At 65.8% G+C, this 26,311-nt stretch carries 27 protein-coding genes; 17 read left to right on the top strand and 10 right to left on the bottom strand.

Annotated features, from left to right (window positions below; translation table 11 throughout):
- Positions 1-17: 17 nt before the first annotated feature.
- From HV701_RS12510 to HV701_RS12500, 3 genes are read left to right on the top strand one after another with little or no spacing between them, the layout of a single operon-like run.
- Positions 18-1,052, top strand: coding sequence for a COX15/CtaA family protein (locus tag HV701_RS12510; protein ID WP_175133349.1), 1,035 nt, complete (start codon positions 18-20; stop codon positions 1,050-1,052).
- Between the two features lie 13 nt (positions 1,053-1,065).
- Entirely contained in the window at positions 1,066-1,956 is an 891-nt protein-coding gene (gene cyoE, locus HV701_RS12505; protein WP_175133394.1) for a heme o synthase, read from the top strand.
- A gap of 17 nt (positions 1,957-1,973) precedes the next feature.
- The gene (locus tag HV701_RS12500) at positions 1,974-2,579 is read left to right on the top strand and encodes an SCO family protein (RefSeq protein ID WP_175133348.1); all 606 of its coding nucleotides are present in this window, start codon (positions 1,974-1,976) and stop codon (positions 2,577-2,579) included.
- 69 nt (positions 2,580-2,648) lie between these two features.
- Here the strand turns inward: HV701_RS12500 and HV701_RS12495 are convergent, their stop codons facing one another.
- Positions 2,649-2,870, bottom strand: a complete 222-nt coding sequence (locus tag HV701_RS12495) for a DUF3717 domain-containing protein (RefSeq protein ID WP_175133347.1) — start codon at positions 2,868-2,870, stop codon at positions 2,649-2,651.
- A 131-nt stretch (positions 2,871-3,001) separates the two neighbouring features.
- Between HV701_RS12495 and HV701_RS12490 the strand changes: the two genes are divergently transcribed.
- The 6 genes from HV701_RS12490 to HV701_RS12465 all read left to right on the top strand — a co-directional run bounded on the left by HV701_RS12490 (position 3,002) and on the right by HV701_RS12465 (position 9,851).
- A complete protein-coding gene (locus HV701_RS12490; RefSeq protein WP_175133346.1) occupies positions 3,002-3,658 on the top strand; it encodes an outer membrane lipoprotein in 657 nt (218 codons plus the stop codon).
- Between the two features lie 43 nt (positions 3,659-3,701).
- The gene (locus HV701_RS12485; RefSeq protein ID WP_175133345.1) at positions 3,702-4,475 is read left to right on the top strand and encodes a PhaM family polyhydroxyalkanoate granule multifunctional regulatory protein; all 774 of its coding nucleotides are present in this window, start codon (positions 3,702-3,704) and stop codon (positions 4,473-4,475) included.
- A 62-nt stretch (positions 4,476-4,537) separates the two neighbouring features.
- Positions 4,538-5,911, top strand: coding sequence for a bifunctional UDP-N-acetylglucosamine diphosphorylase/glucosamine-1-phosphate N-acetyltransferase GlmU (glmU, locus tag HV701_RS12480; RefSeq protein ID WP_175133344.1), 1,374 nt, complete (start codon positions 4,538-4,540; stop codon positions 5,909-5,911).
- Positions 5,908-7,308 (top strand): MFS transporter, encoded by a 1,401-nt coding sequence (locus HV701_RS12475; RefSeq protein ID WP_175133343.1) that lies wholly within the window; start codon positions 5,908-5,910, stop codon positions 7,306-7,308. Before glmU ends, HV701_RS12475 begins: the two co-directional genes overlap by 4 nt.
- Before the next feature lie 162 nt (positions 7,309-7,470).
- Positions 7,471-8,793, top strand: a complete 1,323-nt coding sequence (locus HV701_RS12470; RefSeq protein WP_175133342.1) for a UDP-glucose dehydrogenase family protein — start codon at positions 7,471-7,473, stop codon at positions 8,791-8,793.
- Positions 8,790-9,851: a glycosyltransferase family 4 protein gene (locus tag HV701_RS12465; RefSeq protein WP_175133341.1), complete on the top strand. Its 1,062-nt coding sequence runs from the start codon at positions 8,790-8,792 to the stop codon at positions 9,849-9,851. The genes HV701_RS12470 and HV701_RS12465 overlap by 4 nt, the downstream gene beginning before the upstream one ends.
- Positions 9,852-9,878: 27 nt before the next feature.
- Here the strand turns inward: HV701_RS12465 and HV701_RS12460 are convergent, their stop codons facing one another.
- Entirely contained in the window at positions 9,879-10,367 is a 489-nt protein-coding gene (locus HV701_RS12460) for an Lrp/AsnC family transcriptional regulator (protein WP_175133340.1), read from the bottom strand.
- 152 nt (positions 10,368-10,519) lie between these two features.
- Between HV701_RS12460 and glmS the strand changes: the two genes are divergently transcribed.
- Entirely contained in the window at positions 10,520-12,352 is a 1,833-nt protein-coding gene (glmS, locus tag HV701_RS12455) for a glutamine--fructose-6-phosphate transaminase (isomerizing) (RefSeq protein ID WP_175133339.1), read from the top strand.
- Positions 12,353-12,647: 295 nt separating this feature from the next.
- Here glmS and HV701_RS12450 read toward each other — a convergent pair whose 3' ends face one another.
- Complete coding sequence (locus tag HV701_RS12450) at positions 12,648-13,292, bottom strand: nucleotidyltransferase family protein (protein ID WP_338077766.1); 645 nt, start codon at positions 13,290-13,292, stop codon at positions 12,648-12,650.
- Between the two features lie 404 nt (positions 13,293-13,696).
- The gene (locus tag HV701_RS12445; RefSeq protein ID WP_175133338.1) at positions 13,697-14,164 is read right to left on the bottom strand and encodes a nuclear transport factor 2 family protein; all 468 of its coding nucleotides are present in this window, start codon (positions 14,162-14,164) and stop codon (positions 13,697-13,699) included.
- A gap of 117 nt (positions 14,165-14,281) precedes the next feature.
- On the opposite strand from HV701_RS12445, the gene HV701_RS12440 reads away from it, so the two are divergent.
- Positions 14,282-14,851, top strand: a complete 570-nt coding sequence (locus tag HV701_RS12440) for a TetR/AcrR family transcriptional regulator (RefSeq protein ID WP_175133337.1) — start codon at positions 14,282-14,284, stop codon at positions 14,849-14,851.
- A gap of 184 nt (positions 14,852-15,035) precedes the next feature.
- Here the strand turns inward: HV701_RS12440 and HV701_RS12435 are convergent, their stop codons facing one another.
- Both HV701_RS12435 and HV701_RS12430 read right to left on the bottom strand, forming a co-directional pair.
- Positions 15,036-16,049, bottom strand: a complete 1,014-nt coding sequence (locus HV701_RS12435) for an alpha/beta hydrolase (protein WP_175133336.1) — start codon at positions 16,047-16,049, stop codon at positions 15,036-15,038.
- 52 nt (positions 16,050-16,101) lie between these two features.
- A complete protein-coding gene (locus HV701_RS12430; RefSeq protein WP_175133335.1) occupies positions 16,102-16,287 on the bottom strand; it encodes a hypothetical protein in 186 nt (61 codons plus the stop codon).
- Between the two features lie 115 nt (positions 16,288-16,402).
- On the opposite strand from HV701_RS12430, the gene HV701_RS12425 reads away from it, so the two are divergent.
- Together HV701_RS12425 and HV701_RS12420 are read left to right on the top strand one after the other, a co-directional pair.
- Positions 16,403-17,260 (top strand): AraC family transcriptional regulator, encoded by an 858-nt coding sequence (locus tag HV701_RS12425; RefSeq protein ID WP_175133334.1) that lies wholly within the window; start codon positions 16,403-16,405, stop codon positions 17,258-17,260.
- A 353-nt stretch (positions 17,261-17,613) separates the two neighbouring features.
- Positions 17,614-17,904, top strand: a complete 291-nt coding sequence (locus HV701_RS12420) for a hypothetical protein (RefSeq protein ID WP_175133333.1) — start codon at positions 17,614-17,616, stop codon at positions 17,902-17,904.
- A gap of 102 nt (positions 17,905-18,006) precedes the next feature.
- Here HV701_RS12420 and HV701_RS12415 read toward each other — a convergent pair whose 3' ends face one another.
- Both HV701_RS12415 and HV701_RS12410 read right to left on the bottom strand, forming a co-directional pair.
- A complete protein-coding gene (locus HV701_RS12415) occupies positions 18,007-20,106 on the bottom strand; it encodes a TonB-dependent siderophore receptor (RefSeq protein WP_175133332.1) in 2,100 nt (699 codons plus the stop codon).
- Between the two features lie 141 nt (positions 20,107-20,247).
- Complete coding sequence (locus HV701_RS12410) at positions 20,248-21,237, bottom strand: SLAC1 anion channel family protein (RefSeq protein ID WP_175133331.1); 990 nt, start codon at positions 21,235-21,237, stop codon at positions 20,248-20,250.
- A gap of 112 nt (positions 21,238-21,349) precedes the next feature.
- Here HV701_RS12410 and HV701_RS12405 point away from each other — a divergent pair, with 112 nt between their 5' ends.
- On the top strand, positions 21,350-22,258 hold the full coding sequence (locus HV701_RS12405; protein WP_217467960.1) for a LysR family transcriptional regulator: 909 nt from the start codon (positions 21,350-21,352) through the stop codon (positions 22,256-22,258).
- 78 nt (positions 22,259-22,336) lie between these two features.
- Here the strand turns inward: HV701_RS12405 and HV701_RS12400 are convergent, their stop codons facing one another.
- On the bottom strand, positions 22,337-22,831 hold the full coding sequence (locus HV701_RS12400; RefSeq protein WP_175133330.1) for a WG repeat-containing protein: 495 nt from the start codon (positions 22,829-22,831) through the stop codon (positions 22,337-22,339).
- Positions 22,832-22,922: 91 nt separating this feature from the next.
- Positions 22,923-23,978, bottom strand: a complete 1,056-nt coding sequence (locus HV701_RS12395; RefSeq protein ID WP_175133329.1) for a hypothetical protein — start codon at positions 23,976-23,978, stop codon at positions 22,923-22,925.
- Between the two features lie 173 nt (positions 23,979-24,151).
- Here HV701_RS12395 and HV701_RS12390 point away from each other — a divergent pair, with 173 nt between their 5' ends.
- From HV701_RS12390 to HV701_RS12380, 3 genes are all read left to right on the top strand, one after another.
- Complete coding sequence (locus HV701_RS12390; protein ID WP_175133328.1) at positions 24,152-24,949, top strand: fused MFS/spermidine synthase; 798 nt, start codon at positions 24,152-24,154, stop codon at positions 24,947-24,949.
- Positions 24,950-25,081: 132 nt separating this feature from the next.
- Positions 25,082-25,993, top strand: coding sequence for a DUF4261 domain-containing protein (locus HV701_RS12385; protein ID WP_175133327.1), 912 nt, complete (start codon positions 25,082-25,084; stop codon positions 25,991-25,993).
- Positions 25,994-26,160: 167 nt separating this feature from the next.
- Complete coding sequence (locus tag HV701_RS12380) at positions 26,161-26,298, top strand: hypothetical protein (protein WP_254595166.1); 138 nt, start codon at positions 26,161-26,163, stop codon at positions 26,296-26,298.
- Positions 26,299-26,311 lie beyond the last annotated feature (13 nt).

Here is a 26,311-nt window from a genome sequence, read left to right as displayed (position 1 = left end):
TTATTCAGTTGGTTTCCATGGAACGCATCAAAGCGCGGTATCGCAAACTCGTCTTCTTCACCTGGTTCCTGACGCTGGACCTGATCATGTTTGGCGCCTTCGTGCGCTTGACGGATTCGGGCCTGGGCTGCCCGGACTGGCCCGGCTGCTATGGCAATGTCACCCCGCTGGGGGCGATGGGCGACATCCACCAGGCCTCGCAGGCCATGCCGTTCGGCCCGGTGACGCTGTCCAAGGCCTGGATCGAGATGATCCACCGCTATGTCGGCTCGATCCTCGGTATGCTGATCATCGGCATCGTCTACATGGCGTGGCGCTACCGGCGCGAGCTGGGCCGTTCGCCGGCCCTGGCAGTGACCACGCTGGTGGCGGTGTGCGTGCAGGGCGCGTTCGGCGCCTGGACCGTGACGCACAAACTGATGCCCGCCGTGGTTACGGCGCACCTGGTGTTCGGTCTGTCGGTGCTGGCGCTGATGACCTGGCTGTCGGCGCGCGAGCGGCCGCACCACGCCGTGGCCGCCGCGGCGCGGCGTTTCAAGCCCTGGGTGGTGGGCGGTTTCATCCTGCTGCTGATCCAGGTGACGCTGGGCGGCTGGGTCAGCACCAACTACGCGGCCCTGGCCTGCATGGACTTCCCCATGTGCCACGGCAAGTGGGTGCCGGACATGGACTTCCATGGCGGCTATTCGATCATCCGCGGGCTGGGCGAACTGCCGTCCGGCGAGATGATCTCGCAGCCGGCGCTAACGGCGATCCACTGGGTGCATCGCAATTTCGCCTTCGTCGTGTTCGCCTACCTGGGCGTGCTGGCCTGGCGCCTGCGCGCCGACCGCGGACTGCGCGGCCCGGCCACGCTGATGCTGGCTCTGCTGGGCGCGCAACTGCTGACAGGGCTGACCACCATCTTCTTCCAGTGGCCACTCTTGATCGCGGTGTTGCACAATGGCGGGGCGGCTGGCCTGACGCTGGCCGCCGTGGTGTTGATGGTGCGCCTGTCCACCGCGGGCGCGGCGCCGGCCGGGGGCTACGGCCCCAATTCGGTGCGCGTTTAAAATAGGGTCCATGATGACCAGTCTTGCCGCTCCCCAATCCGGATTGCTCCGCCAATATTTCGTGCTCACCAAGCCGCGCGTCACCCAGTTGGCGGTGTTCTGCGCGGTGATTGGCATGTTCCTGGCCGTGCCGGGCGTGCCGGACATGCGGCGGGTGCTGTTCGGCACCATCGGCATCTGGTTGCTGGCGGCGGCCGCCTTCGCCATCAATTGCCTGATCGAGCAGGAAGTCGACGCGCGCATGCTGCGCACGGCGCGGCGCGCCACCGCGCGCGGCACCATTTCCGCGTTCCAGGTGCTGAGCCTGTCGGGCCTGCTGGGCGGGGCCGGCATGTTCGTGCTGTACACGCTGGTCAACCCGCTGACCATGTGGCTGACCTTCGCCACCTTCGTCGGCTACGCGGTGATCTACACCATCATCCTCAAGCCGCGCACGCCGCAGAACATCGTCATCGGCGGCCTGTCGGGCGCCATGCCGCCGGCGCTGGGCTGGGCGGCGGTGGCCGATTCGGTGCCGGCCGAGGCCTGGCTGCTGGTGCTGATCATCTTCATCTGGACGCCGCCGCATTTCTGGGCGCTGGCGCTGTACCGCAACCATGACTACGCCAAGGCCGGCCTGCCGATGCTGCCGGTGACGCATGGCCAGCAGTTCACCCGCTTGCACATCCTGCTCTACAGCATCGCGCTGGTCGCCACCACGCTGCTGCCCACCGCGATCCGCATGAGTGGCGCCTTGTATCTGCTGGCGGCGCTGGTGCTGGGCGGCATGTTCGTGTCGTACGCCTGGCGGCTGTACCGCAACTACAGCGACGAACTGGCCCGCAGCATGTTCCGTTTTTCCATTCTCTACCTGGCGCTGCTGTTCGGCGCCCTGCTGGTGGACCACTGGGTCGCGCTGCTCTGACCCCCTGGAGGTTGTCGATGTCCGTATTTTCCGCCAGCCGGCGCCTGGCCCTGCGCCTGGCCACGGCCGCCGCTTTCACCGCCGCCCTGGCCGCCTGCGGCGAGCAGGCGCCCCAGTTCAAGGGCAGCGACATCAGCGGCACCCAGCTGGGCCGCGGCCTGGAACTGTCGGACTACAACGGCAAGACGCGCACGCTGCAGGACTTCGCCGGCAAGGTGGTGGTGGTGTTCTTCGGCTTCACGCAATGTCCCGACGTCTGCCCGACCTCGCTGGCCGAGCTGACCGAGGTCATGAAGAAGCTGGGGCCGGACGCCGAGCGCGTGCAGGTGCTGCTGATCACCGTGGACCCCGAGCGCGACACGCCGGAAGTGCTCAAGCAATACGTAACGGCGTTCGACCCGCGTTTTCTGGGTTTGACCGGCACGCCCGACCAGGTGAAGAAGGCGGCGGCCGCGTTCAAGGCCTACTACGCCAAGGCGCCGACCAAGGACGGCAACTACACCATGGACCATACCGCGGCGTTCTACCTGCTCGACGGCAAGGGCGAATCGCGGGTGCTGGCCAACAACAACATCGGGGTGGATGCCCTGGTGCACGATATCCAGGCCCTGCTCAAGGGCTGACGCCGCGACCGTCGCCGGCCCCCGGCCGGATGTCGCGGCCGGGCGCGCTTGCTCAAAGGCCCGCAGGCGTCATTGGCCGCCGGCCGCGCGCCAGCCGGCCAGCGCATCGCGGGCCGGGTCGGTGAGTTCCGCCTCGGGCACTTCGCGGCGGTGCGACATGATCATCAAGGCATAGGGGGCGGCCAGCGCGGCCGCTTCGGGACACAGGCGGCATTCATCGCCGGTCGAAGGCGAGCGGTTGCGCCAGTAGTTGATGGCCGCTTCGATCTGAGGCAAGGTGATGGCATTCATGAGGCTATTTTCCACGAATGCCGGGGGCTGTCCAATCGCCTTGGCGCAGCAATGAAGCGTCACCATCGCAACATGCCGAAACTGCGTCCGGGTGCTATACCACTGCCGGTTAGTAACGATGGAGCATCGTCATGAATTATCCCGCCCCTACCGAATCTCCCCGCCGCGGCCTGCATCCGCTGGTCGCGGCCGCCGCCGTCGCGGTGATCGTCATGTGCTCGGTCGGTGTGGCCGCCGTGATGGGCTGGCTGCCGACGCCATCGGCCACGCCGCACGCCGAGGATGCGCGGGTCCAGGCCGGCCCCGAGGGCGCCAACCTGGCGCCGGCCCAGCCCGCAAGCCCCGGCCAGCCGCAGGCCCCGGGCGCGCGACCGCCAGCAGCCCAGGCTCAGGCCCAGGCGCAAGGCCGGCCCGCGCCCGCGCCGGCCGCGCAGGCCTGCCGCACCTGCGGCGTGGTGGAAACCATTCGCCAGGTGCAGGTGCCGGTCAAGGACAATAGCGACCATCTGGTCGGCACCATCGCCGGCGGCGTCGCGGGCGGGGTGGTCGGCAATCAGTTCGGCGGCGGCAGCGGCAAGACGGCGCTGACCGTGCTCGGGGCGGTGGGCGGCGCTTTGGCAGGCCGTGAAGTTGAGCGTAATATCAGGCAGCAACAAACGGTGACGCACTATGAGCTCACGGTCCGCATGAACGACGGCAGCACGCGCCAGTTCCGCAGCGCGCAGCCGTTCGCTTTCGCGTCCGGCGATCACGTGCGCGTGGAGAACAACCAGCTGCTGCCGGGATGACCGTGCCGGCCGGCAGCGTTTCTTGATCTATGGGAAGACCGGAATGAGCGACCAACACAGCAACCCGTTCGTCCTGCCCGGCATGGGCCAGAATTCCGACCTGTCGGGCAATCCCTTGCTGGCCAGCATGGAAATGATGCGCCAGGCCTGGGCCGGGCTGACCGGACCGGGCGGGCTGGCGAGCAGCCTGCCGATGGCGCCGCCCATGAACCTGGAAGACCTGGATCGCCGCATCGCCGAGCTGCGTTCGGTGGAGAACTGGCTGCGCATGAACCTGTCGATGCTGTCGAGCACGATCCAGGGCATGGAAGTGCAGCGCTCCACCATCAGCACCCTGCGCGCCTTTGTCGATTCGGCCGCCAACCTGGATCTGGGTACGGTGCGCGACAGCGGCGCGGCATCGCCGCTGGAGGTGGTGCTGGGCCTGAAGCCGGCCCCGGCCGCCAAGAGCGCGCCCAAAAGCGCCCCGCAAGACGCTCCGGCCGCCGCGCAGCCTGACACCAAGGCATCCGAGGCCGAGGGCGGCGCGGCCGGCGCCCAGCCAGGCATGAGCGAGCAGATGGGCGCGGCGGCGCAGTCGGCCTCCAAGGCCTGGTGGGACCTGCTGCAACAGCAATTCAACCAGATCGCGGCGGCGACGGCGGCATCGATGCCCGGCAGCCAGCCCGCCGCCGAAGCCGACAAATCCCAGGCCAAGCCGGCCGCCCCGGCGGCCAAGGCCGCCAAGACGGGCGCCAAGCCCGCCCGCAAGACCGCGCGCAAACCGGCCGCCAAGGCGGCCGCCAGGAACAGCGGGCCTGCCGACGGCAAGCCCTGATTTTTTCAATCCAGGCCCGGGCCGCGAGACGGCGGCGCCGGGCATTTTCGATACCGGAACCTATGCTTAATGTAGTGATTCTCGCCGCCGGACTCGGCAAGCGCATGCAGTCGGACCTGCCCAAGGTGCTGCACACCCTGGCCGGCAAACCGATGCTGGCCCACGTGCTGGACAGCGCCCGCCAGCTCGAACCGGCCCGCATCATCGTGGTGGTCGGCCATGGCGCCGATCGTGTCAAGCAGGCCTTCAGCGGCCAGGACGATCTGCAGTTCGCGCTGCAACAGCCGCAGCAAGGCACCGGCCACGCGGTCCAGCAGACCGTGCCGTTGCTGCGCGAAGGCGACGGCAAGGACGACGTGACTCTGGTGTTGTACGGCGACGTGCCGCTGGTTCAGCCCGAGACGCTGCGCCGTCTGCTGCAGGCGCGCGGCGCCGGCGCCGCGGTGCTGACCGAAGTGCTGGCCGACTCCACCGGCTATGGCCGCATCGTGCGCGACGCGGCCGGCAATGTCTGCCGCATCGTCGAGCACAAGGACGCTTCGGAGATCGAGCGCGCCCTCAAGGAAGTCAACACCGGCATCCTGGCCGCGCCGACCGCGCAGCTCAAGGACTGGCTCTCGCGCATCGACAACAACAACGCCCAGGGCGAGTACTACCTGACCGATGTGGTGGGCCTGGCCGTGGCCGACGGCGTGCCGGTGGGCGCGGCCCAGCCGGGCGCGTCGTGGGAGACGCTGGGCGTGAACAGCCGCGTGCAGCAGGCCGAACTGGAACGCCGCTGGCAGGGTGAGCAGGCGCGCCGCCTGCTCGAGGCCGGCGTGACGCTGGCCGACCCGGCGCGCTTCGATGTGCGCGGCACGCTCACTTGCGGTCGCGACGTGTTCATCGACGTGGGCTGCGTGTTCGAGGGCCAGGTGACGCTGGCCGACGGCGTGCGCGTGGGGCCGCACTGCGTGCTGCGCGACGTCAGCATTGGCGCGGGCACGCAGATCGAGGCCTTCAGCCATCTGCAGCAGGCCCAGGTCGGCGCTGACGCGCGCATCGGCCCGTATGCCCGCCTGCGTCCGGGCGCCGAGCTGGGCGACCGCACCCACGTCGGCAATTTCGTCGAGATCAAGAAGAGCGTGCTGGGCGCCGACAGCAAGGCCAACCACCTGGCCTACATCGGCGACGCCGACATCGGCGCGCGCGTGAACGTGGGCGCGGGCACCATCACCTGCAACTACGACGGCGTCAACAAGCACCGTACCGTCGTCGAGGATGACGTCTTCATCGGATCGGATACGCAGCTGGTGGCCCCGGTGCGCGTGGGCCGCGGCGCGACCCTGGGCGCAGGCACCACCCTGACCCGCGATGCGCCGGCCGATAAGCTGACGGTGTCGCGCGGCAAGCAGGTCACCGTCGACGGTTGGCAACGGCCGGTCAAGAAGTCGTGACGCCGCCGGCGTCACAGGCGCCGGCCGACGGCGCCAGGTCCGCCGTCCCGGATGGCCTGCCGGTGCCGCGCCGCTACTGGGCGGCGGCGACCGTCATGACCGGCATCAGCCTGTCGGTGCTGGACACCACCATCGCCAACGTCGCCCTGCCGACCATTGCCACCGACCTGAACGCCTCGCCGGCGCAGGCGGTGTGGGTGGTCAACGCCTACAACCTGGCGGTGGTGATGATGCTGCTGCCCCTGTCGGCGCTGGCCGAGCGCATCGGCTTCCGGCGCATGTTCACCTTCGGGCTGGTGCTGTTCACGCTGGCGTCGCTGGGTTGCGCCCTGGCCGGCTCGCTGCTGCAGTTGACGCTGGCGCGCGTGTTCCAGGGTGTGGGGGCGGCGACGCTGATGTGCCTGTTCGGCGGGCTGGTGCGCAATATCTATCCGTTGCGGATGCTGGGGCGCGGTATCAGCATCAACGCCACCACGGTGGCGGTGATGTCGGTGCTGGGCCCGACCATCGGATCGGCGATCCTGTCGGTGGCGCCGTGGCCGTGGATCTTCGCGGTCAATCTGCCGATCTGCGTGCTGGCCATGTTCGGCCTGCGCCATCTGCCGGAAGTGCCGCGCAATGATGTGCGGCTGGACTGGATCAGCGCGTTGCTGTGCATGGTGACGCTGGGGGTGTTCATTTCCGGCATCGACATGATGGGCGAGGATCTGCTGCGCGGCATCGGCCTGGTGGCGATCGCCGCCGTGGCCGGCCTGGTGCTGGTGCGCCGCGCCAGCGGCCAGCCCGCGCCCCTGGTGCCGGTGGACCTGCTGCGAATCCGGCCGCTGGCGTTCGCGGTGGCGGCGTCGGCCTGCACCTTCGCGGCGCAGATGGCGTCATACGTGTCGCTGCCGTTCTATTTTCAGCAGGTGCTGGGCCGGCCCTACCTGGAGGTGGGCATGCTGATGGGCGCCTGGCCGGTGGGCACGGCGTTGATCGCGCCATTGGCCGGACGCCTGTCGGACCGCTATTCGGCCGCCACCCTGAGCGGGATCGGCGCGGCCACCATGGTGGCCGGCATGTTGTGGCTGGCGGCGCTGCCGGCCGAGGTGGGCAATGTGTCGATCATGGCGGGCATGTTCGTGGCCGGGGTCGGCTTCGGTTTCTTCCAGACGCCGAACAATCGCGCCATGCTGTCGGCCGCGCCGCGCGCGCGCAGCGGCGCGGCGGGCGGCCTGCAGGCGACCACCCGGGTCTTCGGCCAGAGCTTCGGCACCGCGCTGGTGGCGATCGCTTTCAGCATCAGCCTGGCGCACGGCCCCGGGCTGGCGCTGGTGCTGGGCACGATCTGCGCCGCGCTGGCGGTGGTCGTGAACACGGTGCGCTTCAGCAAGCTGCGTACGCCCTCGGAGCCGTGACGGCCAGACCGGGGGGCTGGTCGGCCGCGCCGCGCTCCGCGCGGGCGGCGGCTCGCGGCAGCCCGCCGCAAGCCCTGCGGGCCGGCCGGCTTCTATAATGGCGGCCAGCGCCGCGGCGGACGGTCCCGGCGCGGTGTTTACCTATTTTTAAGGCGTTCAGGCATGAAAATCACGGTCGTGGGTACCGGTTACGTAGGGTTGGTGTCGGGGGCGTGCCTGGCCGATATGGGCAACGACGTCATGTGCCTGGACGTGGACGCGGCCAAGATCGCCCTGTTGCGCCAGGGCGGCATCCCCATCTACGAGCCGGGCCTGGAAGACCTGGTGCGGCGCAACGTGCAGGCCGGCCGCCTGCATTTCACCGATGACGTGGCCCAGAGCGTGGACTTCGGCGACGTGCAGTTCATCGCCGTCGGCACGCCGCCGGGCGAGGACGGCTCGGCCGACCTGAAGTACGTGCTGGCGGCCGCCCGCAACATCGCCCGCCACATGACCAGCCGCAAGCTGATCGTGGACAAATCCACCGTGCCGGTCGGCACCGCCGACAAGGTGCGCGCCGCGGTGGCCGAGGAACTGGCCAAGCGTGGCGTCGAGGTGCCGTTCAGCGTTGCCTCCAACCCGGAATTCCTCAAGGAAGGCGCGGCGATCAACGACTTCATGAGCCCGGACCGGGTCATCGTCGGCGCCGACGACGACTACACCATCGGCGTCATGCGCCGCATCTATGAACCGTTCCAGCGCACCCACGACCGCCTGATGGTGATGGACGTGCGCTCGGCCGAACTCACCAAATACGCGGCCAATGCCATGCTGGCCACCCGCATCTCGTTCATGAACGAAATGGCCAACCTGGCCGAGGCGCTGGGCGCGGACATCGAGCAGGTCCGCCGCGGCATTGGCGCCGATCCGCGCATCGGTTACCACTTCCTGTATCCGGGCGCCGGTTATGGCGGCTCGTGTTTTCCCAAGGACGTGCAGGCGCTGGTCAACACCGCTGCCGACAAGGCTCTGCCGATGCGTGTGATCGAGGCGGCCGAGGCCGCCAACCACGCGCAGAAGTTCCGCCTCTCGGAAAAGCTGGTGGCGCGCTATGGCGAGGACCTGAGCGGCCGCACGTTCGCGCTGTGGGGCCTGTCGTTCAAGCCCAACACCGATGACATGCGCGAGGCGCCCAGCCTGACCGTGATCGCCGAGCTGACGCGGCGCGGCGCCAGCGTGCGCGCCTACGACCCGGTGGCCATGCACGAGGCCGCGCGGGTGCTGGACGGCAAGCCCGGCGTGAGCTTCGCCACCGACATGTACGACGCGCTCGACGGCGCCGACGCGCTGTTGATCGCCACCGAATGGAAGGTTTTCCGCGCGCCCGACTTCGACCGCGTCAAGGCGTTGCTCAAGACGCCGCTGATCATCGACGGCCGCAACCTCTACACGCCGGCCGACGTGCGCGCCCAGGGCTTCGAGTACTCGGGCATCGGCCGCGCATGAAGATCCTGCAGCTCAACTTCGAGAAAGGCTGGCGCGGCGGCGAACGCCAGACGCTGTACTGCATGCGCGCGTTCCGCAACGCCGGCCACCAGGTCGAAGTGCTGTGCCGCGAAGGCGGCCCGCTGGCCGAACGCGCGCGCCAGGAAGGCTTCGTGGCGCACACCTGCCGCAACGTGCCGGCGCAACTGGCCTTCCTGGCGCGCGCGGGCAGTGGCTACGACATCATCCATGCCCAGACCGCCAACACCATCACCTGGGCCGTGCTGACCAAGTGGCTGCACCGCCGCCCGGTGGTGTTTTCCCGCCGCACCTCGTTTGTGGTCAAGCCGAACGAGGAATGGAAGACCGGCTATAAGTGGCGCCACACCGACCTGTTCGTGGCGATCAGCGACATGGCGGCGAGCGAGCCGCGGCGCCTGGGGCTGGACCCGGTCATCATCCGCAGCGCGGTCGAGCCGCACCAGATCGACCAGGACAACGTCGCCGCGCTGGTGCGCGAGTTCGGCCTGGAAGGCAAGAAGGTCATGGCCACCTCCGCTGCGCTGATCCGCGACAAGGATCCGGTGACGCTGGTGCGCGCGGTGGCCGAACTGGCGAAGACGCGGCGCGACTTTGTCTTCCTGCACTTCGGCGCCGGCGGCGACCGCGAACAGCAGGCGCGCGACGAGGCGCGGACGCTGGGCGTCGAGGACGTCTACCGCTTCGCCGGCTTTCGCAAGGGCGTCGAGGACTTCTACAGCATCCTCGACGTGTTCGTCATGAGTTCCGAGGAAGAGGCGCTGGGCAGCAGCGTGCTGGACGCCTTCCTGCAACGCGTGCCGGTGGTGTCCACCGATGCCGGCGGCCTGAAGGAAAGCCTGGCCGACGGCCGCGGCGTGCTGTGCGCGGTGGCCGACTTCCACGCCATGGCTCTGGGCATGGCGCGCTGCCTGGATGACACCGCCTTCCGCCAGGAGATCACCGAGCGCGCCTATCGCTACGTGCGTGACGAACACGACGTGCAGAAGATGGGCAACCGCTACCTGGCGCAGTTCGAGCGCCTGCTGGCCGCCCGCTGAACCGCGCGGCGCCTGCCGGCGGGGTGCTTACCCGCGCGGATCGATGCGGGTCTCGAACTTGGCGCGATGCACCGAGAAGAATGTGCGCACATTGCGCACATTGGCGTGCGCGGTGAAGGCGCGGTGCGCCAGCGCGTGATAGGCCGGCATGTCCTTGACCTGCGCGATCACCACGAAGTCGGGTCCCGGCGACACGCGGTAGCACTGCAGCACTGCCGGTTCGGCCAGCATGATCCGTTCGAAGGCATCCAGGCTTTCGGCCGCCTGCACATCCAGCGTGATCTCGACAATGGCGGTCAGTGTGCTGCCCAGCTTGCCGGGCGCCAGGATGGCGACCTGGCGCGCGATCACCCCTTCTTCCACCAGGCGCCGCACCCGCCGCAGGCAGGTTGGCGGCGAGGCGTGCACACGCGCGGCCAGTTCCTGGTTGGTCAGGGAGTTGTCGTCCTGGAGTTGTTCCAGAATCCGCAGATCCAGGTCGTCCAGCTCGGGCAGGGTTATCGGCTGATTTTGCATGATTAATTCATTAATGCATGTTCAGTGAAATATTATTTAATCACAAATATGTAAGTGAATAAACTGTCAAATGTGACCAGATAAAGAAATCAAATTTCTTGATGGTGCGCGCACAATGCGTTCCGTACTCGAACTTTCAGGAGTCTCCCCCTATGTGCGGCATTGTTGGCGCCGTCGCCCAGCGCGACATCACCCCGATCCTGGTCGAAGGCCTCAAGCGCCTGGAATACCGCGGCTATGACTCCTGCGGCGTGGCCGTGTACGCCGACGGCCACCTGCGCCGCACGCGCAGCACCCAACGCGTGGCCGAGCTGGCCGAGCAGGTTGCCCAGGACCACCTGCAAGGTTTCACCGGCATCGCCCACACGCGCTGGGCCACGCACGGCGTGCCGGCCACGCATAACGCCCATCCGCATTTCTCGCACCTGGGCAACGACGAGCCGCGCATCGCGCTGGTGCACAACGGCATCATCGAGAACCACGACGAACTGCGCGCCGAACTGCAGGCCGCGGGTTACGTTTTCGAAAGCCAGACCGACACCGAAGTGATCGCGCATCTGGTCAATCACCTGTACGCCGGCGACTTGTTCGAGGCCGTGCAGAACGCCGTGCGCCGCCTGCACGGCGCCTACGCCATCGCCGTCTTCTGCCGCGACGAGCCGCACCGCGTGGTCGGCGCGCGCCAGGGGTCGCCCCTGGTGGTGGGCGTGGGCCAAAACGAGAATTTCCTGGCCTCGGACGCGCTGGCGCTGGCCGGCACCACCGATCAGATCATCTACCTGGAAGACGGCGACGTCGTCGATCTGCAACTGGCGCGCGTCTGGATCGTGGACGCCCAGGGCAAGAGCGTGGAACGCCAGGTGCACACCGTGCACGTGCACACCGGCGCGGCCGAACTCGGTCCCTACCGCCACTACATGCAGAAGGAAATCTTCGAGCAACCGCGCGCGGTTGGCGACACGCTGCAGGATATCGAGTCCATCACGCCCGAACTCTTCGGCGACCAGGCCTACAAGATCTTCAAGGATGTCGATTCCCTGCTGATCCTGGCCTGCGGCACCAGCTACTACGCCGGCCTGACCGCCAAATACTGGATCGAGTCCATCGCCAAGATCCCGGTGGCCGTCGAAATCGCCAGTGAGTACCGCTACCGCGACAGCGTGCCGAACCCGCGCTCGCTGGTCGTGACGATTTCGCAGTCGGGCGAGACCGCCGATACCCTGGCGGCGCTCAAGCACGCCCGCTCGCTGGGCATGGAAAACACGCTGACCATCTGCAACGTGTCCACCAGCGCCATGGTGCGCGAGTGCAAGCTGTCGTACATCACGCGCGCCGGCGTCGAAATCGGCGTGGCCTCGACCAAGGCCTTCACCACGCAGCTGACCGCGTTGTTCCTGCTGACGCTGGCGCTGGCCCAAGTGCGTGGCCGCCTGACCGACGAGCAGGAGGCCGAGCACCTGAAAGCGCTGCGCCACCTGCCGGTGGCCATCGGCTCGGTGCTGGCGCTGGAACCGCAGATCATGGCCTGGGCCGACCGCTTCGCCTCCAAGGAAAACGCGCTGTTCCTGGGCCGCGGCATGCACTACCCGATCGCGCTGGAAGGCGCGCTCAAGCTCAAGGAAATCAGCTACATCCACGCCGAGGCCTATCCGGCCGGCGAACTCAAGCACGGCCCGCTGGCCCTGGTGACCGAGCACATGCCCGTGGTCACCATCGCGCCCAAGGACGAGCTGCTGGAAAAGCTGAAGTCCAACATGCAGGAAGTGCGCGCGCGTGGCGGCGAGCTGTACGTGTTCGCCGACGCCGACAGCAAGATCCAGAGCGCCGAAGGCATGCACGTGATCCGCATGCCCGAGCACTACGGCAAGCTGTCGCCGATCCTGCACACGGTGCCGCTGCAGCTGCTGTCGTACCACACCGCGTGCGCTCGCGGCACCGACGTGGACAAGCCGCGCAATCTGGCCAAGAGTGTGACGGTGGAGTGAGCCGCCAGGCAGGCTGGGTGAAGTTGAAAACTGGAAATAAAGTCGGTCGCGCGGAATAAAGTCGGTCGCAACTGGAACGGGCCAGATCGTCACCGATTGTGTGGCGAAGATGGACTCATCGGTTGTTAAAGCATGCGCGGGGGCCGCAGAGCGGCCCTCTTTTTGGTGCATCCAATTAGCTCGGGGCGCAACAGGCTCCGTCCGGCCGGGGTTCGGACCTGCGCGTCGGAGCGCACTTGGGGATAGCGGTCGTCGACGACTGGCCGCTTGCGACCCACAGCAGCCCTCTGTGCGGTCAGGGAGTACAGATCGAAAGCCGAGGCCATCGGTGGCTGAATCGCTTGGAATTCACACGGTGCATAAACGTTGAGACGCTCGCCCGGCGAGGGTTGTGCCGAACTCGCAGTTCAAACAGGTCATTCAATCCGTACGGCGCTATGACCTTCAATGATTCATCACCGTCCAGGTAAATGCCAACGCAGGTGGCGAACTCTGGCCAAGTGGCCAGCCCATCGTCCAAAGACGTTAGGGGTGAAACCACCTGGCCGAGGGCTTCTGCGAACCACTCGTGCACTCTGGCCTGGTTTGTCACTTCCCAAGTGAGCGAGGGAAGGAGAAGATGCAGCCGCTCTTGAAGTTCGGCATCCAGAGCTAGAGGCGCTTCGGCATCAAAGTACGCAACGTCCACGTCATCCACGTTCGAGGGCACCTGAAAGCCATGCAAGTTATCCCAAACCAAGGATCTGATGGCCCCTGCACCGATGCACCACGAGGGTAAACCAAGGCAGCGAACCGCCCGCAGCGCGGCCATCAGTTGCTCAGAGGATTCGACGAGGTCGCATAGTCGTTGCTCATAGCCTGCTCGAACGTTCGCCATCATTTCGCCGGAAACTGGAATCTCGGGTTGGTTGATATGTGGAAATAGCATATCCGGAATCATCGGTCGTCCGCTTCTGGCCGGAAGCGGCCACCATGACGGCTATAGGTTTCGCCGGCCTGCATGCGCCAAGAGGCGGTACGACATTTCCATTCGCAACTCGGTCAGATTGAACACGGGAGGCAGGGACGTTTCGACCGACTTTTGTTCAATTTTTTCTTGGGCTGAAGGCGCGAGTTCCAGGGTGCGACCGACTTTGATCCATGTTTTCTAATCCTGGATGTCTTTCAAAATCAATCGGTTACGCGGGTCGTTTGCGACTGACTTTATTTCTAGTTTTCAAAGTGAAAACGGGGAATAAAGTCGGTCGCAGAGGGACTGTCAGGCCAGGCTTAGCAAGGCGAAATAGGGAGCGGAGGTCAAGCGCATGCGGGCTGGACGCTCCGACTCACCATTCTTGCGGTCGTTCAGAGGCCGAGCTCCGACAGGCCCGGATGATCGTCGGGCCGGCGGCCGAGCGGCCAATGGAACTTTCGCTCCGATTCCTTGATCGGCATGTCGTTGACGCAGGCGTAGCGGCGTTGCATCAGTCCATCAGGCATGAACTCCCAGTTCTCGTTTCCATAAGAACGGAACCAGTTGCCCGCGTCGTCGTGCCACTCGTAGGCATAACGCACGGCGATCCGGTTGCCATCGTGGGCCCAGAGTTCCTTGATGAGCCGGTAGTCGAGTTCCTTCTTCCATTTCCGATCCAGGAAGGCTTGGGCTTCCGTCCGGTTGTTGGCGAACTCGGCGCGATTGCGCCATTTGGTATCCAGCGTGTAGGCCAGTGCGACCTTCGCGGCGTCGCGCGAGTTCCAGCCATCTTCCGCGAGCCGTACCTTCTGGATGGCGGTTTCTTTCGTGAACGGCGGCAGGGGGGGACGAGTTTCCATGATTGCTCCTGGGCAAAAGAAAGTAGAACGATCTGTCTACATGCGCAGGTTAATGCAAGTGGAACGACCTGTCTACTTCAAATTGCGGGCAGTGGACCGATCTGTCTACAATGCGGCATGACACGCAACACTCCCCCCGTCGACACGCTCTCGCCTCGTGAACGCATCTTGCATGCGGCCCATGCCTTGTTTTACGGCCAGGGCATCCGCGCCACCGGGGTCGACAAGATCATCGAAGCCGCCGCTGTCACCAAGGTGACGTTCTATCGGCACTATCCCAGCAAGGAACTGCTGGTGATGGCCTATCTCGAGTTCCGTCACGAACGCTGGATGCAGTGGTTTCGAGAGAGTCTCGCTTCCAATCTGGACTCCGGCGCCTCGAAGATCGACTCGCTGGCGCTTACGCTGCGCGATTGGTTCGACAGCGAGGATTTCCGCGGTTGCGCCTTTCTGAATGCCGTGGCCGAGTTCGGCTCCACGCATCCCGCCATTTTGAAGATCGTGCGCGAGCACAAGAAGGACGTCGCGAGATGTCTGGACGTGCTCTTCGAGAGCCCTGGTCACACCCTGGGCGCCGCCCTTACGGTCGCGATTGACGGCGCCATCGTGCATGCCCAGATGGGCGAATCCACCGATCGCGCCATCGATGCGATGCGGAGTCTCTCGCACTGCGTGCTGGATGATTGACGGCCGGGAAGGCGATGGCGTCGCCGGCCATGCCTTGCGTCGTTCGATGTGCTCCAGCATATACCGTGAAATGGGCTTGACTGGTCACTGGCGCAGCCAGGCCAGCCAAGTTCACGCGGCTTTTCAGCAAAAATGACCACACCCAAACCGGATACCCCTGTGGCTTGGGTGCGGCTATTTCACTTCAGCGCAAACGCGCCTTCAACTCTTCACTAGCTTGATGCAGAGCGGCGCGCGTAGCCGGCACGTCAGCTAGCACATTGAGCAGGCCGAAGTCGTGAATCATGCCGTTATAGCGGGTTGAGACCACATTCACACCTGCGGCGTCCAGCTTGCGTGCGTAGGCTTCACCTTCATCGCGCAGCACGTCCTTCTCGGCCGTCTGGATCAGCGTCGGAGGAAGCCCCTTCAACTGCTCGGATGTTGCCAGCAGCGGCGAGGCGTAAATCTCCTGGCGCTGCTTCGGGTCGGTGGTATAGGCATCCCAGAACCACTTCATCATGCCCTTGGTCAGGAAGTGGCCGTTGGCATACTCGTCGTAGGACGCATTCTCGAAGTTGGCGTTGGTGACGGGCCAGAACAATACTTGCGAGCGCAGCTTGGGCGTGCCCTTGGCCTTGGCCATCAGCGCCACCACCGTGGCCATGTTGCCGCCTACGCTGTTGCCCACAATGGCCAGCCGCTTACCATCCACATTTATCTGCGAGCCGTTGTCAGCCACCCACTTGGTGGCCGCGTAGATTTCGTTGATGGCCACGGGGTAACGCGCCTCGGGCGAAGGGGTGTAGTTCACGAAAATCCCCACCGCGCCGGAGTCGGCGACTAGATCGCGAACGAAGCGCTCGTGCGTCGGAAAATCGCCCAGAATCCAGCCGCCGCCATGCACGAAGATGAACGCGGGCAATACGCCTTTGGAGCCGGCGGGACGAACGATGTTCAACACGATCGGCTTGCCATCAACGGTGATCGTTTTCTCGCTCACGTCGGCAGGCGCTAGCTTCGCGCCCTTCTGTGCGCCAACAAGCACTTGGCGGGCATCGGCAGGCGACAGCGTTTCCAGTGGCTGGCCACCGCCTTTAGCCAAGGCTTCGAGGAAGGCTTGGGTATTGCGCTCGACACCGGGACTGCCTGCCGCCAGGGACAGGGTGGACGCCAGAGCCATGGCAGAGGCGGCGATGAGCTTGTTTGTGAACTTCATGATGCTGATCCTTTGGTTGAAGATGAATAGGGCCGTGAGACTCAAACGAGGCTCAAGCGCGGCTGATTTGCAGATCGACCTCAATGCCGAAACCGGTTGGGATTGCACCCGCCAGCGCCACCAAGTTCCCGTGGGGGGAAAGCCGGACTTTCAGGACGCCAACCGAGGAGGGGGCGCTCCCTTCACGACCGCCGATGGCAGTGGCTTGGGCGCGGTACAGGAGTTTTCTGATCGACATAAGGTCCTCCTTGTGACTTGAGGTTGAATGGAGCCGGGTGGCAGGACGAACTTTAGAACTGGACGCGGTACGGATGGGTTCATAAAATACAGAAAACTTGATTAGGAGTTCCAAATTGACCGATGCATGTACCGACCGCTTGGGGGCACTGCTGAACCACTTCCCGGTACGCGCACGCATGTTTCATTCGGGTGCCATGTGCGGCATCACCGATTTCTCCGCCCCAAACGAGGGTGGTCAGATGCATTTGGTCAGGACAGGGGCGGTGGAGGTCATCCATCCTGGGCGCCCCTCACTCCAGGTGAACGCTCCAAGCCTGCTGCTCTATCCGCGCCCCATGTCCAGGCGCTTTATGACGGACACCCAGCGCGGCTCAGACTTGGTGTGTGCAGATCTTCAATTCGATGGCGGAATTTCAAATCCGGTGGCGGGTGCGTTGCCCGACGTGATCTGCTTGGCGCTGGATGACGTCGATGGGGTCGATCAAGTGCTGACGCTGCTGTTCGATGAGGCATTCGGCAACAACTGTGGTCGGCATGTGCTAATTGACCGGTTGTTCGAGGTGGTGTTGATTCAGGTGTTGCGGCACTTGATGGAGACAGGGAAGATCAGCGGGGGCATGCTGGCCGGCTTGTCGCACCCCAAGTTGCGCCACGCCCTCGTGGCAATGCACGATCAACCGCGGCAAGCATGGTCACTGGATACGCTGGCCGGCATCTCGGGAATGTCCCGTACCGTATTCGCCAACAGTTTCCGCAGCGTTGTCGGTTGTACCCCTGGCGTTTATTTACAGGGCTGGCGCATCAGGTTGGCGCAGCGGGCGTTGCGACAGGGGCGGCCGTTGAAGATGATCGCGATTGAGGTTGGTTACGGCAGTGAAGCCGCGCTTTCTCGCGCATTCAAGGCACATTGCAGCATGACGCCACGGGAATGGCGAAACGGCACGCTTCCCGATAGTGCAAGCGTCCGCTGAAAGCGGCCTCGCGCGCTTCGTTTTCCGTTTTCTGAGCCCCCCTCATTGGACGCTGGCCGGGCCGATCATGGGGCGGGAGCGCATCGGCTTGCTGGCGTCGCCATCGGAGGATTTTTGGGAAGCCCGATACGCCAAGGCGTTTTCTGTGTTGATCTTCGAGAGCCTTGCTGTTCACACCCGGGGTGGCCCTTCATGCTCGCCATCGACGGCGCCGTCGTTCTTTGCCTTTGACCTGGTCCCCGCAGGTAGCAAGTGACTGGCCCTCGCTGAGAACCGCCAGTTTCGGAGGCCATCGCGGCGATTGCGCTGAGCAACGTAAAATGTCAGGCTTCCAGCCTCTACATGCATCCCTTATGAATCTTGAACGACTACGTCGCGAATTTCCCGACTTCGACATAACAACCCTGCCGCCCCTTCCCGAAGGATATTTCGACACGTCGAGCTATATCGATGCCGCTCCTTCGTTCGAGAACGAGGCGCGTAGTTTGAAGGTGTATGTCGACTACGCCAACTATGCCGACCGCGAATCCGGCAGGAGCCAGCGCTTCTGCGTGTCACGCTACGACGAGGAAGCTGGCGACTTCGAGGATGTCGCCCTGTCGACGAACGATTGGGCCGAAGTCATGCGCTTCCTGACCGCCTGAGCGCTCCGGGCATTGCGCGATCAACGCCACCTGCGAGCGCCACGCCGTACCGGCCGGCTGGCCGCCGGCGTTGCTCCCGCCACCCCGAAGCGCTCCGTCATCTCAATGGCGGTACGACAGCGTAAGCAAGGTAATGCGGCCATCGCCCAGCGCGACGGCGTTACGCACCCCTCCGGCGTAGTAGTGTTTATCGAGGAGGTTGTTGACGGTCAGCGCCGCGCGCCAGCGTTCCGCGTTATAGGCCACGCCAGCGTCCGCCACGACATAACCAGGCAGGTCGTAGCCGTAGGTATAGCGGCTTCCTTCGCCGCGCAGGCCGCCGGTCAGTTCCCAGCCGGTCAGGCTGCCGCGCATCCGATAGCGCGCGGTCACGTTGAAGCTGTGCCGCGGGACGCTGTTAAGGCGGGTATTGTCGGTCGACGGCTGTTGGCCGCCATCGTCGACGACAACGGCCGAGAGATACGCGTAGCCTCCCGTCAGGCTCAGGCCGTTGCCCAGGTCCGACGCCCATCCCAGTTCCGCGCCGCGCGTGCGCTGCTTGCCGACCGCGATGCTGTAACCGTCGTTCAACGGGTCCGCCTGGAGGACGTTGCGGCGCTCAAGATCGAACGCCGCCACGGTGATGCTGGTTGCGCCCTCGTCAAGGTCGATTTTTACGCCGGCTTCCCATTGGCTGCCGCTTTCCGGCTTGAATGCGCTGCCGTTCGCGTCGGTGCCGCTGTTTGGATAGAACGATGTGGCATAGCTGACATAGGGCCGCACGCCTGGCAGGACCTCGTACATCAATGCGCCTGATCCCGTGATGGCGTTGTCGCTGCTGTCCTCTCGCGATTGGGTGCGATGGTCGGTCGAGTAGGTGGTTGCGGTGTCATGGCGCAGGCCGAAGACCGCGTTCCATTTCTCTCCCAAAGCGATCTGGTCGCGGGCATACAGCCCGATCGAGCGGACGGTGCTGCTGCTGTCGGTGCGCGGATTGGCGGGGCAGTTGATGGGGCTGCCGTAAACCGGTTGGTACACGTTGAGGTCCCGCACCGAGCAGTTGTACGACAGACTGTTCTCGCGCGTGCGCAGGTAGTCCAGGCCCAGGGTGATTTCGTGGCGGCCGAATCCCGTTGCGAATTTCCGCTGCGCGTTGGTGTCCAGCGTGATCGTGTCGCCGTCCCAATGCTGGTCCGTGGCGGTGCGCCGCAACGTCTGATTGTCGGCGCGCAATTGGCCGTTGGCGACCAACTGGCCGTTGAGGGTGAAGGTTTGCCAACGCACGTTCTGATTGACCGTCCAGCCATTGTCGAAGCGATGCGTCAGCGCATAGCCCACGCGGCTCTGGTAGCCGCGATAGGGGTCCTGGCCAGGCTCGCCGGTAAAGCGGTCGCGGGGGATCGCGCCATTGGGATTTGGCTTGACCGATCCTACGATCGGCAAGCCCTGCTGGCGGATGTAACGGCGTTCCTGGTAGCTGGTCAGGATCGTGAAATCCGTGCGCGGACCCAGATCCAATGACAGCGACGGGGCTATGAACCGGTTCTTGAACCACACGTGGTCGGTTTCGTCATGCGAATTCATGGCCAGGGCATTGATGCGAAAGGCCGCCTTGCCGTTCTCCGACAAAGGCGTGCCCATGTCCAGCGTGGCCTGCCGGAAGTCATGGCTGCCCAGGGTGGTGGCGACATCGGCGAAGGCCTCGGCGCGTGGGCGTTTGCTGACCATGTTGACCAGGCCGCCAGGAAGAACCTGGCCGTAAAGCAGCGAGGCGGGCCCCTTCAGGACCTCCACTTGTTCCACGCCGAAAAGCGTTTCGGCGATGCGATTGCTTGCCGCCGTGCGCAGCCCGTCCAGGAATACGGAATCCGAGGCCACCTGGCCGCGGATGATGAGGTCGTCCCAGCCGCGACGGCCAAACTGATTGGCGACCACGCCGGGCACGTTGTGCAGCGCATCGGCCAGGGTCTGCGCCTGCTGCGCGTCCAGGACCGCCCGCGGTACCACGGTGATCGACTGCGGCGTCTTGGCCAGGGGAACGGATGACTTGTTGACCGCCGGCGGCGCGACAGGGTTGAACAGGTTGCCTTCGCCAGAATCGCCCTCCCCGGTAACGCGCACGGCGGGCAGTTGTACGGCGGAATCAGGCGTCTGCGCAGGCGCGGTGAAAGGCGCGGCAAGGGCCACGGCGGCGGCGAATGCCGGAGCGGAACGAAGGTGCATGGCAGGGATGGTTGGCGGCGAAGGGCTGGAGAGGATGGATGCGCAAAACCCCGCGCATCAATGAGAATGGAAACCATTTATTGTAACCTTACAATACGTTCCCACGCGCAACCTTCCCTGCGCCGTTGGCCAATGACGGTTTCAACCGGTCAGCAGCCTGCCATTCAGGAGCATTTGCAGCGTTCTGACGAAGAGAACCGCGATCGCGATGCTCAGCAGGGCGAGCAGGATGATTGCAATCAGCGTGACCGGCCAGGCCTGGGCGAACATCGAGTACTTCAGCGCGGCACTTGCGAGAGCCGCCATTGGAAAGCTGATGGCCCACCATCCGGAAGCGAACGGAATTCCCTTGCGAAATACTTTGGGCGCCAGCGTCAGGAAGAGGAAGAGACCGAAGTAGAACAGCAGCCCGGAGAACGTGTCGACGCGCTGGGTGAAGTTGGTGTAGGCGAGAAACCCCACTTCAAACGGCGCCATCATGATCAACAGCGACGGAATCATGGCGGCCGGCAGGGGCTCGTGATGAATCACGCGCGACATGATGATCGTAAAGAACAAGAGGGCAATCATTGTTCCAACGGCCAGTGCGAACAGGTTGACCTCATGGGCCCACGGCATGGGCATGGTGCCCCCGGCGACCGCGATATCCAGTGTGGCGACCCCGGGAATGAACCACGCGGGAACCGCATGCCGGGTTTCGATCTTGCCCTGCAGCAGCCGGCTTGCAATGGTGAAGCTGAATGCGACCGTGGCAACGGCCCCCACCCCCCAGACCGCTTCGGCGAGCGGCTGGCTCACCGGTGAAATCACAGCGGAAAGCAGCAGGACGGCAATCGTGATCGTGCCAAAGAAGTTGCCCGCGACCGGGTGCCGAAACTCGGCGGCGACCGCCGCCGGATGCCTGATTGCCTTGGCGAGATAGCCGCCGCCAAGCACCAGGAACACCAAAATGGCAAGCAGCCCGGTTGCCGCGGATATCAGCGGCGTAACGCCGAATTGCTGGCTGGCTTGGCGCCATGCGATCGAGAGTCCGGCAATGCCCATGACCGCTGCGAACAGGTTTACGGGCAAGTGTTCAAGGGAAGCGCTGCATTGCAGGGCCTCCGGTTTGGTGCTCGAAAGGGTGGACACGGCGCATCTCCAGATGTCCGGCGCGTTCGCCGGGGACGTCTGGATCGTAGGAGCTTCTCGGGGGAAAGATAACCCCGCATAATTGGGAATCATCCTCTCAAGAAATGAGAACATGACCGATCGTCTCGAAGCCATGTCGATTCTGGTTGCCGTGGTCGATGCAGGGAGTCTTTCCGCGGCGGCCCGCAAGCTGGAGATTCCGCTTGCGACGGTCAGCCGCAAGGTCGCGGATCTGGAGTCGCACCTGAAAACCCGACTGCTGCATCGCTCCACCCGGCGACTTGCCCTGACCGAAGCCGGTCAATCCTATGTCGCCGCGTGCCGGCGCATTCTGGAAGAAGTGGGAGAGGCCGAGCGCGCCGCGTCGGGGGAATACGCGGCGCCCAAAGGGGAGCTGGTCGTGACCGCGCCGGTCGTCTTCGGACGCGTGCATCTGGTGCCCGTGGTCGCGGAATTCCTCAGGACCTATCCGGACGTCGATGTGCGGATGGTGCTGACCGATCGCGTGATGCATCTCCTGGAAGATCAGATCGACGTGGCCGTGCGGATCGCGGAGCTCTCCGACAGCAGTTTCATCGCCAGGCGGGTTGGCACGACACGTCGGGTGGTCTGCGCCAGTCCGGCCTACTTCGCCGCGCAGGGCACGCCGAGGCACCCGCTTGAGCTGGCTGGTCACGCATGCGTCACCATGGAACAGATTGCGTCCAGGCAAGTCTGGACCTTCGGGGCCGGCAAGGCGGAGGTGGCGGTGCCGATCCGCTCGCGGCTTGCCGTGAGCACCGCGGAAGCCGCAATCGAAGCGGCCATGGCCGGGGTCGGTCTGACGCGCGTGCTGTCCTACCAGATCGCGGATGCGCTGCGTGCCGGTGCGGTCAGGACCGTGCTCGACGCGTTCGAGCCGGCGCCATGGCCCATCAGCCTGGTCCACCCCGGGCAGGGCATCCTGCCGCTGAAGTTGCGCGCTTTTCTTGATTTCGCCGGGCCGCGATTGAAGGCCCGGCTCGATGAGCTGGGCGTCTGACGGCGCTTTCCGGCTCGTTCACCCCACGAGGTCCGCCCGATCGCCGGCGGCAAAACGTACGTTCCCGAAGTGGTCGAGCTAGTCGATGGTCTTGCCTTGCCGGTCGATGGTCTGCCACTGGCCGCCCGACCACCAGCGGTGTTCGCCGTCGCTTTCTTGCCGGCAGCCGACGCCGGCCCGGGCCCGGCCCTCTTCGAAGGGCAAGGCGCAGTCATAGACCGGGGCGATGACGATGGCGCCGGTCTCTTCGTCGGCATAGCCGATCTTGCCGTTCAGGCGGATGCGGTAGCGGCCGTCCCGCGGGTAGTCCGGGCCGTTGTCGAACAGGTAGACCTGGTAGGGTTCCTGCAAGTGTTGGTCGACGACGCGCAAGCCGCCGGATGGCTTGTCCAGGTAGATGCAATAGCGGAACGGATTGCCGGCGGTGAAGCACTCGTCGATCCAGCCCGGATCCTCGGCCCGTTGTCTGAGGGTTTCGCGCGCCCGAGCGGCCTCGGCGTCGGTATCGGTCTGGGCCGTGGCCAGGAAGGGAACCAGCAGGCAGGCAAAGCAGAGCGGGCGGATGAAAGGCATGGCGGGGGACGTCCGGCGTGGCGGGAGGTCCATCATATGCCGGGCGCGGCCTGCGCCCGGCCGCGGCGATGCCGCGCGGGAAGGAGGGAGGTCAGGCCGGGGCGGCAGGGCCGCCGCCGCCGTCCATTGCCGCGCCTGTCATGGCGTCGCTGCTGGCGCCGCCATCCATGCCGCTGCCCATGCCGCTGCCCATGGCGCCGCCTTCGATCGCCTGTGCGCTTTTTTCGGCCTCGGCCAGGGCGTCGCGCACCTCGGCGACCTGCTTCTGGGCTTCCTTGTCCTGTTGCCGCAGCTTGCTCTTGAGCATCGCGAGCAGTTCCTTCATGGCGCGGATGGCGTCGCGCACGGCCTGAGCGTCTTCCTGGTGGCGCTGGCGCGCGGCTTGCGGGTCCTGGCGGGATGCGCCGGTGACGCCGTCTTTGTCGTCCGGGTTGCCGGCGGTGTCGGTGTCGCCGGAGGTGGCGGTGTCGTTCGCGGCGGCGCGGGCCGAGGCGGCGCCGTCTTGCGCGGCCGGATCGGCAGGGGGCGCGTCGGCCTCGGCGCTGGGATCCATGGCGCTGTCGCTGGCGGCGGCGTAGGCCGACAGGGCGCGCGAGGTGGCGGCGTGGGCCTGCGATTCGCCGTCGGCACCGGTGCCATCGGCCGTGGCGGCCGCGGCCGGTCCGGCGGCGTCGGCGCTGGCCTGGCCCCCCTGCGCGCCATGGACCACGGGGGCGGCGCCGCCAGCCGATCCGCCGGTGGCGAGTTGTGCGCCGCCGCTGTCCTTGAGCGCGTTGGCGGCCTGGCCGAGTTCGCCGGCCAGTTGGCGCAGCTCGCGCAGGATGACCTTGGCCGCGGCCTTGCCCAGGAACATCAGCATCTTCTTGAGCGTATCGATGCGCTGTTTGATCTGCGCGATGCGGGCGCGCGCCAGGTCCTGGCGCGACTGGGCCGCGTCGGCGGCGATGTGGAGCGCCGCCTTGCGCGCCTTGGCGGCGCGCTCCAGGGCCTCGTCGCTGAGGACGACACGGATCGAGACGGGTTGGGCGGCTTGCGCGCCGTCCCGGTCTTGTCCGGCGGCGGTATCGGCGCGCCGGGCGGCGGCGCGGGCGTCGTGGTCCGCGGGAACGGTTTGCGCAAGAGGGGTGTCGGGGGCCAGGGGTTGCATGGGGATTCCGTTGTGGCGGGACGCGTGGCGTCGTGGCGGGCCGGCGCGGCCCGCACCCGCGATGCTGCGGTGATACGGGATGTACGGCAGGCCGGCGCCCGTTCTTTAACCGGGGTTGCTTGGGATCTGTCCGAGAAAGTGCTATGACCCGTGGCGGTGGTATCTTCTGCCCCATGTCCGCCCCAGATTCCTCTCCGTCCCTGTCCACCCTGCCCCAGGCGCCGGATGCCGCCAGCCGCGGCGCCAGCCCGGCCCAGCCCTATGTGCAGGCATCCGGCACGACGCGCACGCTGCACTTTTCCGATAAGGTCATCCAGAGCCGCATGTCCACCCTCAGCCCGGACGCGCTGGACCTGGAATACACGCGCATGATGATGGGGTTCGTGCTGTTCGCGCCGGCGCCCGCGGACATCCTGATGGTGGGTCTGGGCGGCGGCTCGCTGGCCAAGTTCTGCCACCGTTACCTGGCGCAGTCGCGTATCGAGGTGGTCGAGGTCGACCCGGGGGTCATCGCCTTGCGCGACACGTTCATGGTGCCGCCCGATGGCGAGCGCTTCAAGGTGGTCCAGGCCGATGCGGCCGAGCATCTGCGCGGGCTGTGCGAAGCCGCTGACGTGCTGCTGCTGGACGGCTTCGACGACGCCGGCATTCCGCCCGGGCTGTGTTCCGCGGATTTCTACGCGGACTGCCATCGCGCGCTGCGCGACGACGGCATCCTGGTGATCAATTTTCATGTGAACCATCCGCTGCACCATGTCTATCTCGAGCGGGTACGGGCTGCGTTCGGCGGCGCCATGTTCGAGGTGGTGGACGACGATATGACCAACAGCATCGTGTTTGCCTGCAAGGGGGACTTGCTGGACGATCCGGCCGTGGCGGACTTGAAGCGGCCGGCGGTCATTCCCAAGGACGCCTGGCGTCAGTTGATGCCGACCTTGCGCGTCATCGGCGCGACGCGGGAATTGAAGTGAAGCGGTGCGGTAGCCAGGGGGGCAGCTAACGTCCGGTAGCGCGCGGCCTGGTTTTGTTGCACATGCGCCGCGTGCATGTGGCGCCGCCTTGCTAGCATCCCCGCTTTTCCCGCATCGTCAGGACCCCCGCACATGAGTATCTTTTCCCGCTTCTTCGGCCGCGCCGAATCGCCCGCGGCCGCCGCCGCTTCCCTGGTGGCCAATCCCGCGATGAAGGACGGCCCGAGCCTGCAGGTGGTGTTTGCCGCGCCCTTGGCGCTGCGGGCCGAGGCGCTGGCGGCGGCGCTGCGCGCCTATCACCCCGAGATGCGCGAGGCGCGCGCCGAGATCGAGCCGGACATGCCGGAACTGCTGGCCCTGGCCGGCTGGGGCAAGCATGTGGTGCGCCTGGTGGGGTTTGACGCGCCCTTCCCGCATGACGCGCTGGAAGCGTGCGTGGCGCCGGCCCACTATCCCGCCGAGGTCAAGGAACAGGTGCGCGGCCATGTCAGCCATGTGCTGCTGTACTACGCAGGTTTCGAAACGGACCCGCTCGAGCAGTACGTGGCGCTGGCGGCGGTGGCCGGGGCGCTGACGGATTCGCAGGCCGTCGCGGTGCTGAACGAAGGCGCCCGCACATCGTTGCCCGCGGGCGTGTTCGCGCGCGACTCGATGGGCGACGAGAGCCTGGAACTGCTGCGTTCGCTGCCCTTGAACATGCTGTACTGCGGCTTCGTGAAATACGAGGTCGAAGGCGTGCAGGGCGTGTGGATGCGCACCTACGGCGCCGGGCGCTTCGGGCTGCCGGATTTCGCCGCGCTGGCCGAGGGCCATCACCAGGGCGAGCTGTATTCGGACATGTTCAACAACATCATGGCCTACCTGCGCGAGAGCGGCGCCGCGCTGGCCGCCGGACACACCATGCAGATCGGTGAAGACCGCTACATGAGGCTGCGCGAGCCGCTGGAGACCGAGTACTTCCTGCACGGGCCGGACGCGGTGCTGGTCACGGAGATCATCGACGCCTCGCAGGTCAACACTCCGGCCGGCGACCGCAGCGACTGACCCCGAACCCGCCGGCGCCCCGGTCGACGCGCCCGCGTCTCCCCAGCCAACCGCAAGCCACCGGGACGGGAGCCTGACATGAACCCGATCATGCGTATCGCCGTGTTGGCGCTGGTCGAGCAGTTGGCGATGTGGCCGCCGGCGCCGCAGTGCTGGCGCAGGCGACCATGCCGTTGGCGGAGTCGGGCTACTACGCCATAACAGGGGGTGCAGTCCAGCAACAGCAATGGCGGCCTGATCGGCTTGCTGGTGCAGGCGGTGGGGTACCAGGTCGTCAATACGCTGTCGGATCGCAGTTACCCTGAGCACGGCCCGCGG

Origin of the sequence: Achromobacter pulmonis (assembly GCF_902859765.1) — a bacterium.
GTDB lineage: Bacteria > Pseudomonadota > Gammaproteobacteria > Burkholderiales > Burkholderiaceae_B > Achromobacter > Achromobacter pulmonis.
Note: the sequence above shows the minus strand (reverse complement) of the source record. Positions and strands in the feature narration are given on the sequence as shown.

Bases quoted from the DNA above. Each gene is read 5' to 3' on its own strand.
- HV701_RS12510 (WP_175133349.1), top strand. From the start codon at position 18: ATGGAACGCATCAAAGCGCGGTATCGCAAACTCGTCTTCTTCACCTGG.
- cyoE (WP_175133394.1), top strand. From the start codon at position 1,066: ATGACCAGTCTTGCCGCTCCCCAATCCGGATTGCTCCGCCAATATTTC.
- HV701_RS12500 (WP_175133348.1), top strand. From the start codon at position 1,974: ATGTCCGTATTTTCCGCCAGCCGGCGCCTGGCCCTGCGCCTGGCCACG.
- HV701_RS12495 (WP_175133347.1), bottom strand. From the start codon at position 2,870: ATGAATGCCATCACCTTGCCTCAGATCGAAGCGGCCATCAACTACTGG.
- HV701_RS12490 (WP_175133346.1), top strand. From the start codon at position 3,002: ATGAATTATCCCGCCCCTACCGAATCTCCCCGCCGCGGCCTGCATCCG.
- HV701_RS12485 (WP_175133345.1), top strand. From the start codon at position 3,702: ATGAGCGACCAACACAGCAACCCGTTCGTCCTGCCCGGCATGGGCCAG.
- glmU (WP_175133344.1), top strand. From the start codon at position 4,538: ATGCTTAATGTAGTGATTCTCGCCGCCGGACTCGGCAAGCGCATGCAG.
- HV701_RS12470 (WP_175133342.1), top strand. From the start codon at position 7,471: ATGAAAATCACGGTCGTGGGTACCGGTTACGTAGGGTTGGTGTCGGGG.
- HV701_RS12465 (WP_175133341.1), top strand. From the start codon at position 8,790: ATGAAGATCCTGCAGCTCAACTTCGAGAAAGGCTGGCGCGGCGGCGAA.
- HV701_RS12460 (WP_175133340.1), bottom strand. From the start codon at position 10,367: ATGCAAAATCAGCCGATAACCCTGCCCGAGCTGGACGACCTGGATCTG.
- glmS (WP_175133339.1), top strand. From the start codon at position 10,520: ATGTGCGGCATTGTTGGCGCCGTCGCCCAGCGCGACATCACCCCGATC.
- HV701_RS12450 (WP_338077766.1), bottom strand. From the start codon at position 13,292: ATGATTCCGGATATGCTATTTCCACATATCAACCAACCCGAGATTCCA.
- HV701_RS12445 (WP_175133338.1), bottom strand. From the start codon at position 14,164: ATGGAAACTCGTCCCCCCCTGCCGCCGTTCACGAAAGAAACCGCCATC.
- HV701_RS12440 (WP_175133337.1), top strand. From the start codon at position 14,282: ATGACACGCAACACTCCCCCCGTCGACACGCTCTCGCCTCGTGAACGC.
- HV701_RS12435 (WP_175133336.1), bottom strand. From the start codon at position 16,049: ATGAAGTTCACAAACAAGCTCATCGCCGCCTCTGCCATGGCTCTGGCG.
- HV701_RS12430 (WP_175133335.1), bottom strand. From the start codon at position 16,287: ATGTCGATCAGAAAACTCCTGTACCGCGCCCAAGCCACTGCCATCGGC.
- HV701_RS12420 (WP_175133333.1), top strand. From the start codon at position 17,614: ATGAATCTTGAACGACTACGTCGCGAATTTCCCGACTTCGACATAACA.
- HV701_RS12415 (WP_175133332.1), bottom strand. From the start codon at position 20,106: ATGCACCTTCGTTCCGCTCCGGCATTCGCCGCCGCCGTGGCCCTTGCC.
- HV701_RS12405 (WP_217467960.1), top strand. From the start codon at position 21,350: ATGACCGATCGTCTCGAAGCCATGTCGATTCTGGTTGCCGTGGTCGAT.
- HV701_RS12400 (WP_175133330.1), bottom strand. From the start codon at position 22,831: ATGCCTTTCATCCGCCCGCTCTGCTTTGCCTGCCTGCTGGTTCCCTTC.
- HV701_RS12395 (WP_175133329.1), bottom strand. From the start codon at position 23,978: ATGCAACCCCTGGCCCCCGACACCCCTCTTGCGCAAACCGTTCCCGCG.
- HV701_RS12390 (WP_175133328.1), top strand. From the start codon at position 24,152: ATGTCCGCCCCAGATTCCTCTCCGTCCCTGTCCACCCTGCCCCAGGCG.
- HV701_RS12385 (WP_175133327.1), top strand. From the start codon at position 25,082: ATGAGTATCTTTTCCCGCTTCTTCGGCCGCGCCGAATCGCCCGCGGCC.
- HV701_RS12380 (WP_254595166.1), top strand. From the start codon at position 26,161: ATGCCGTTGGCGGAGTCGGGCTACTACGCCATAACAGGGGGTGCAGTC.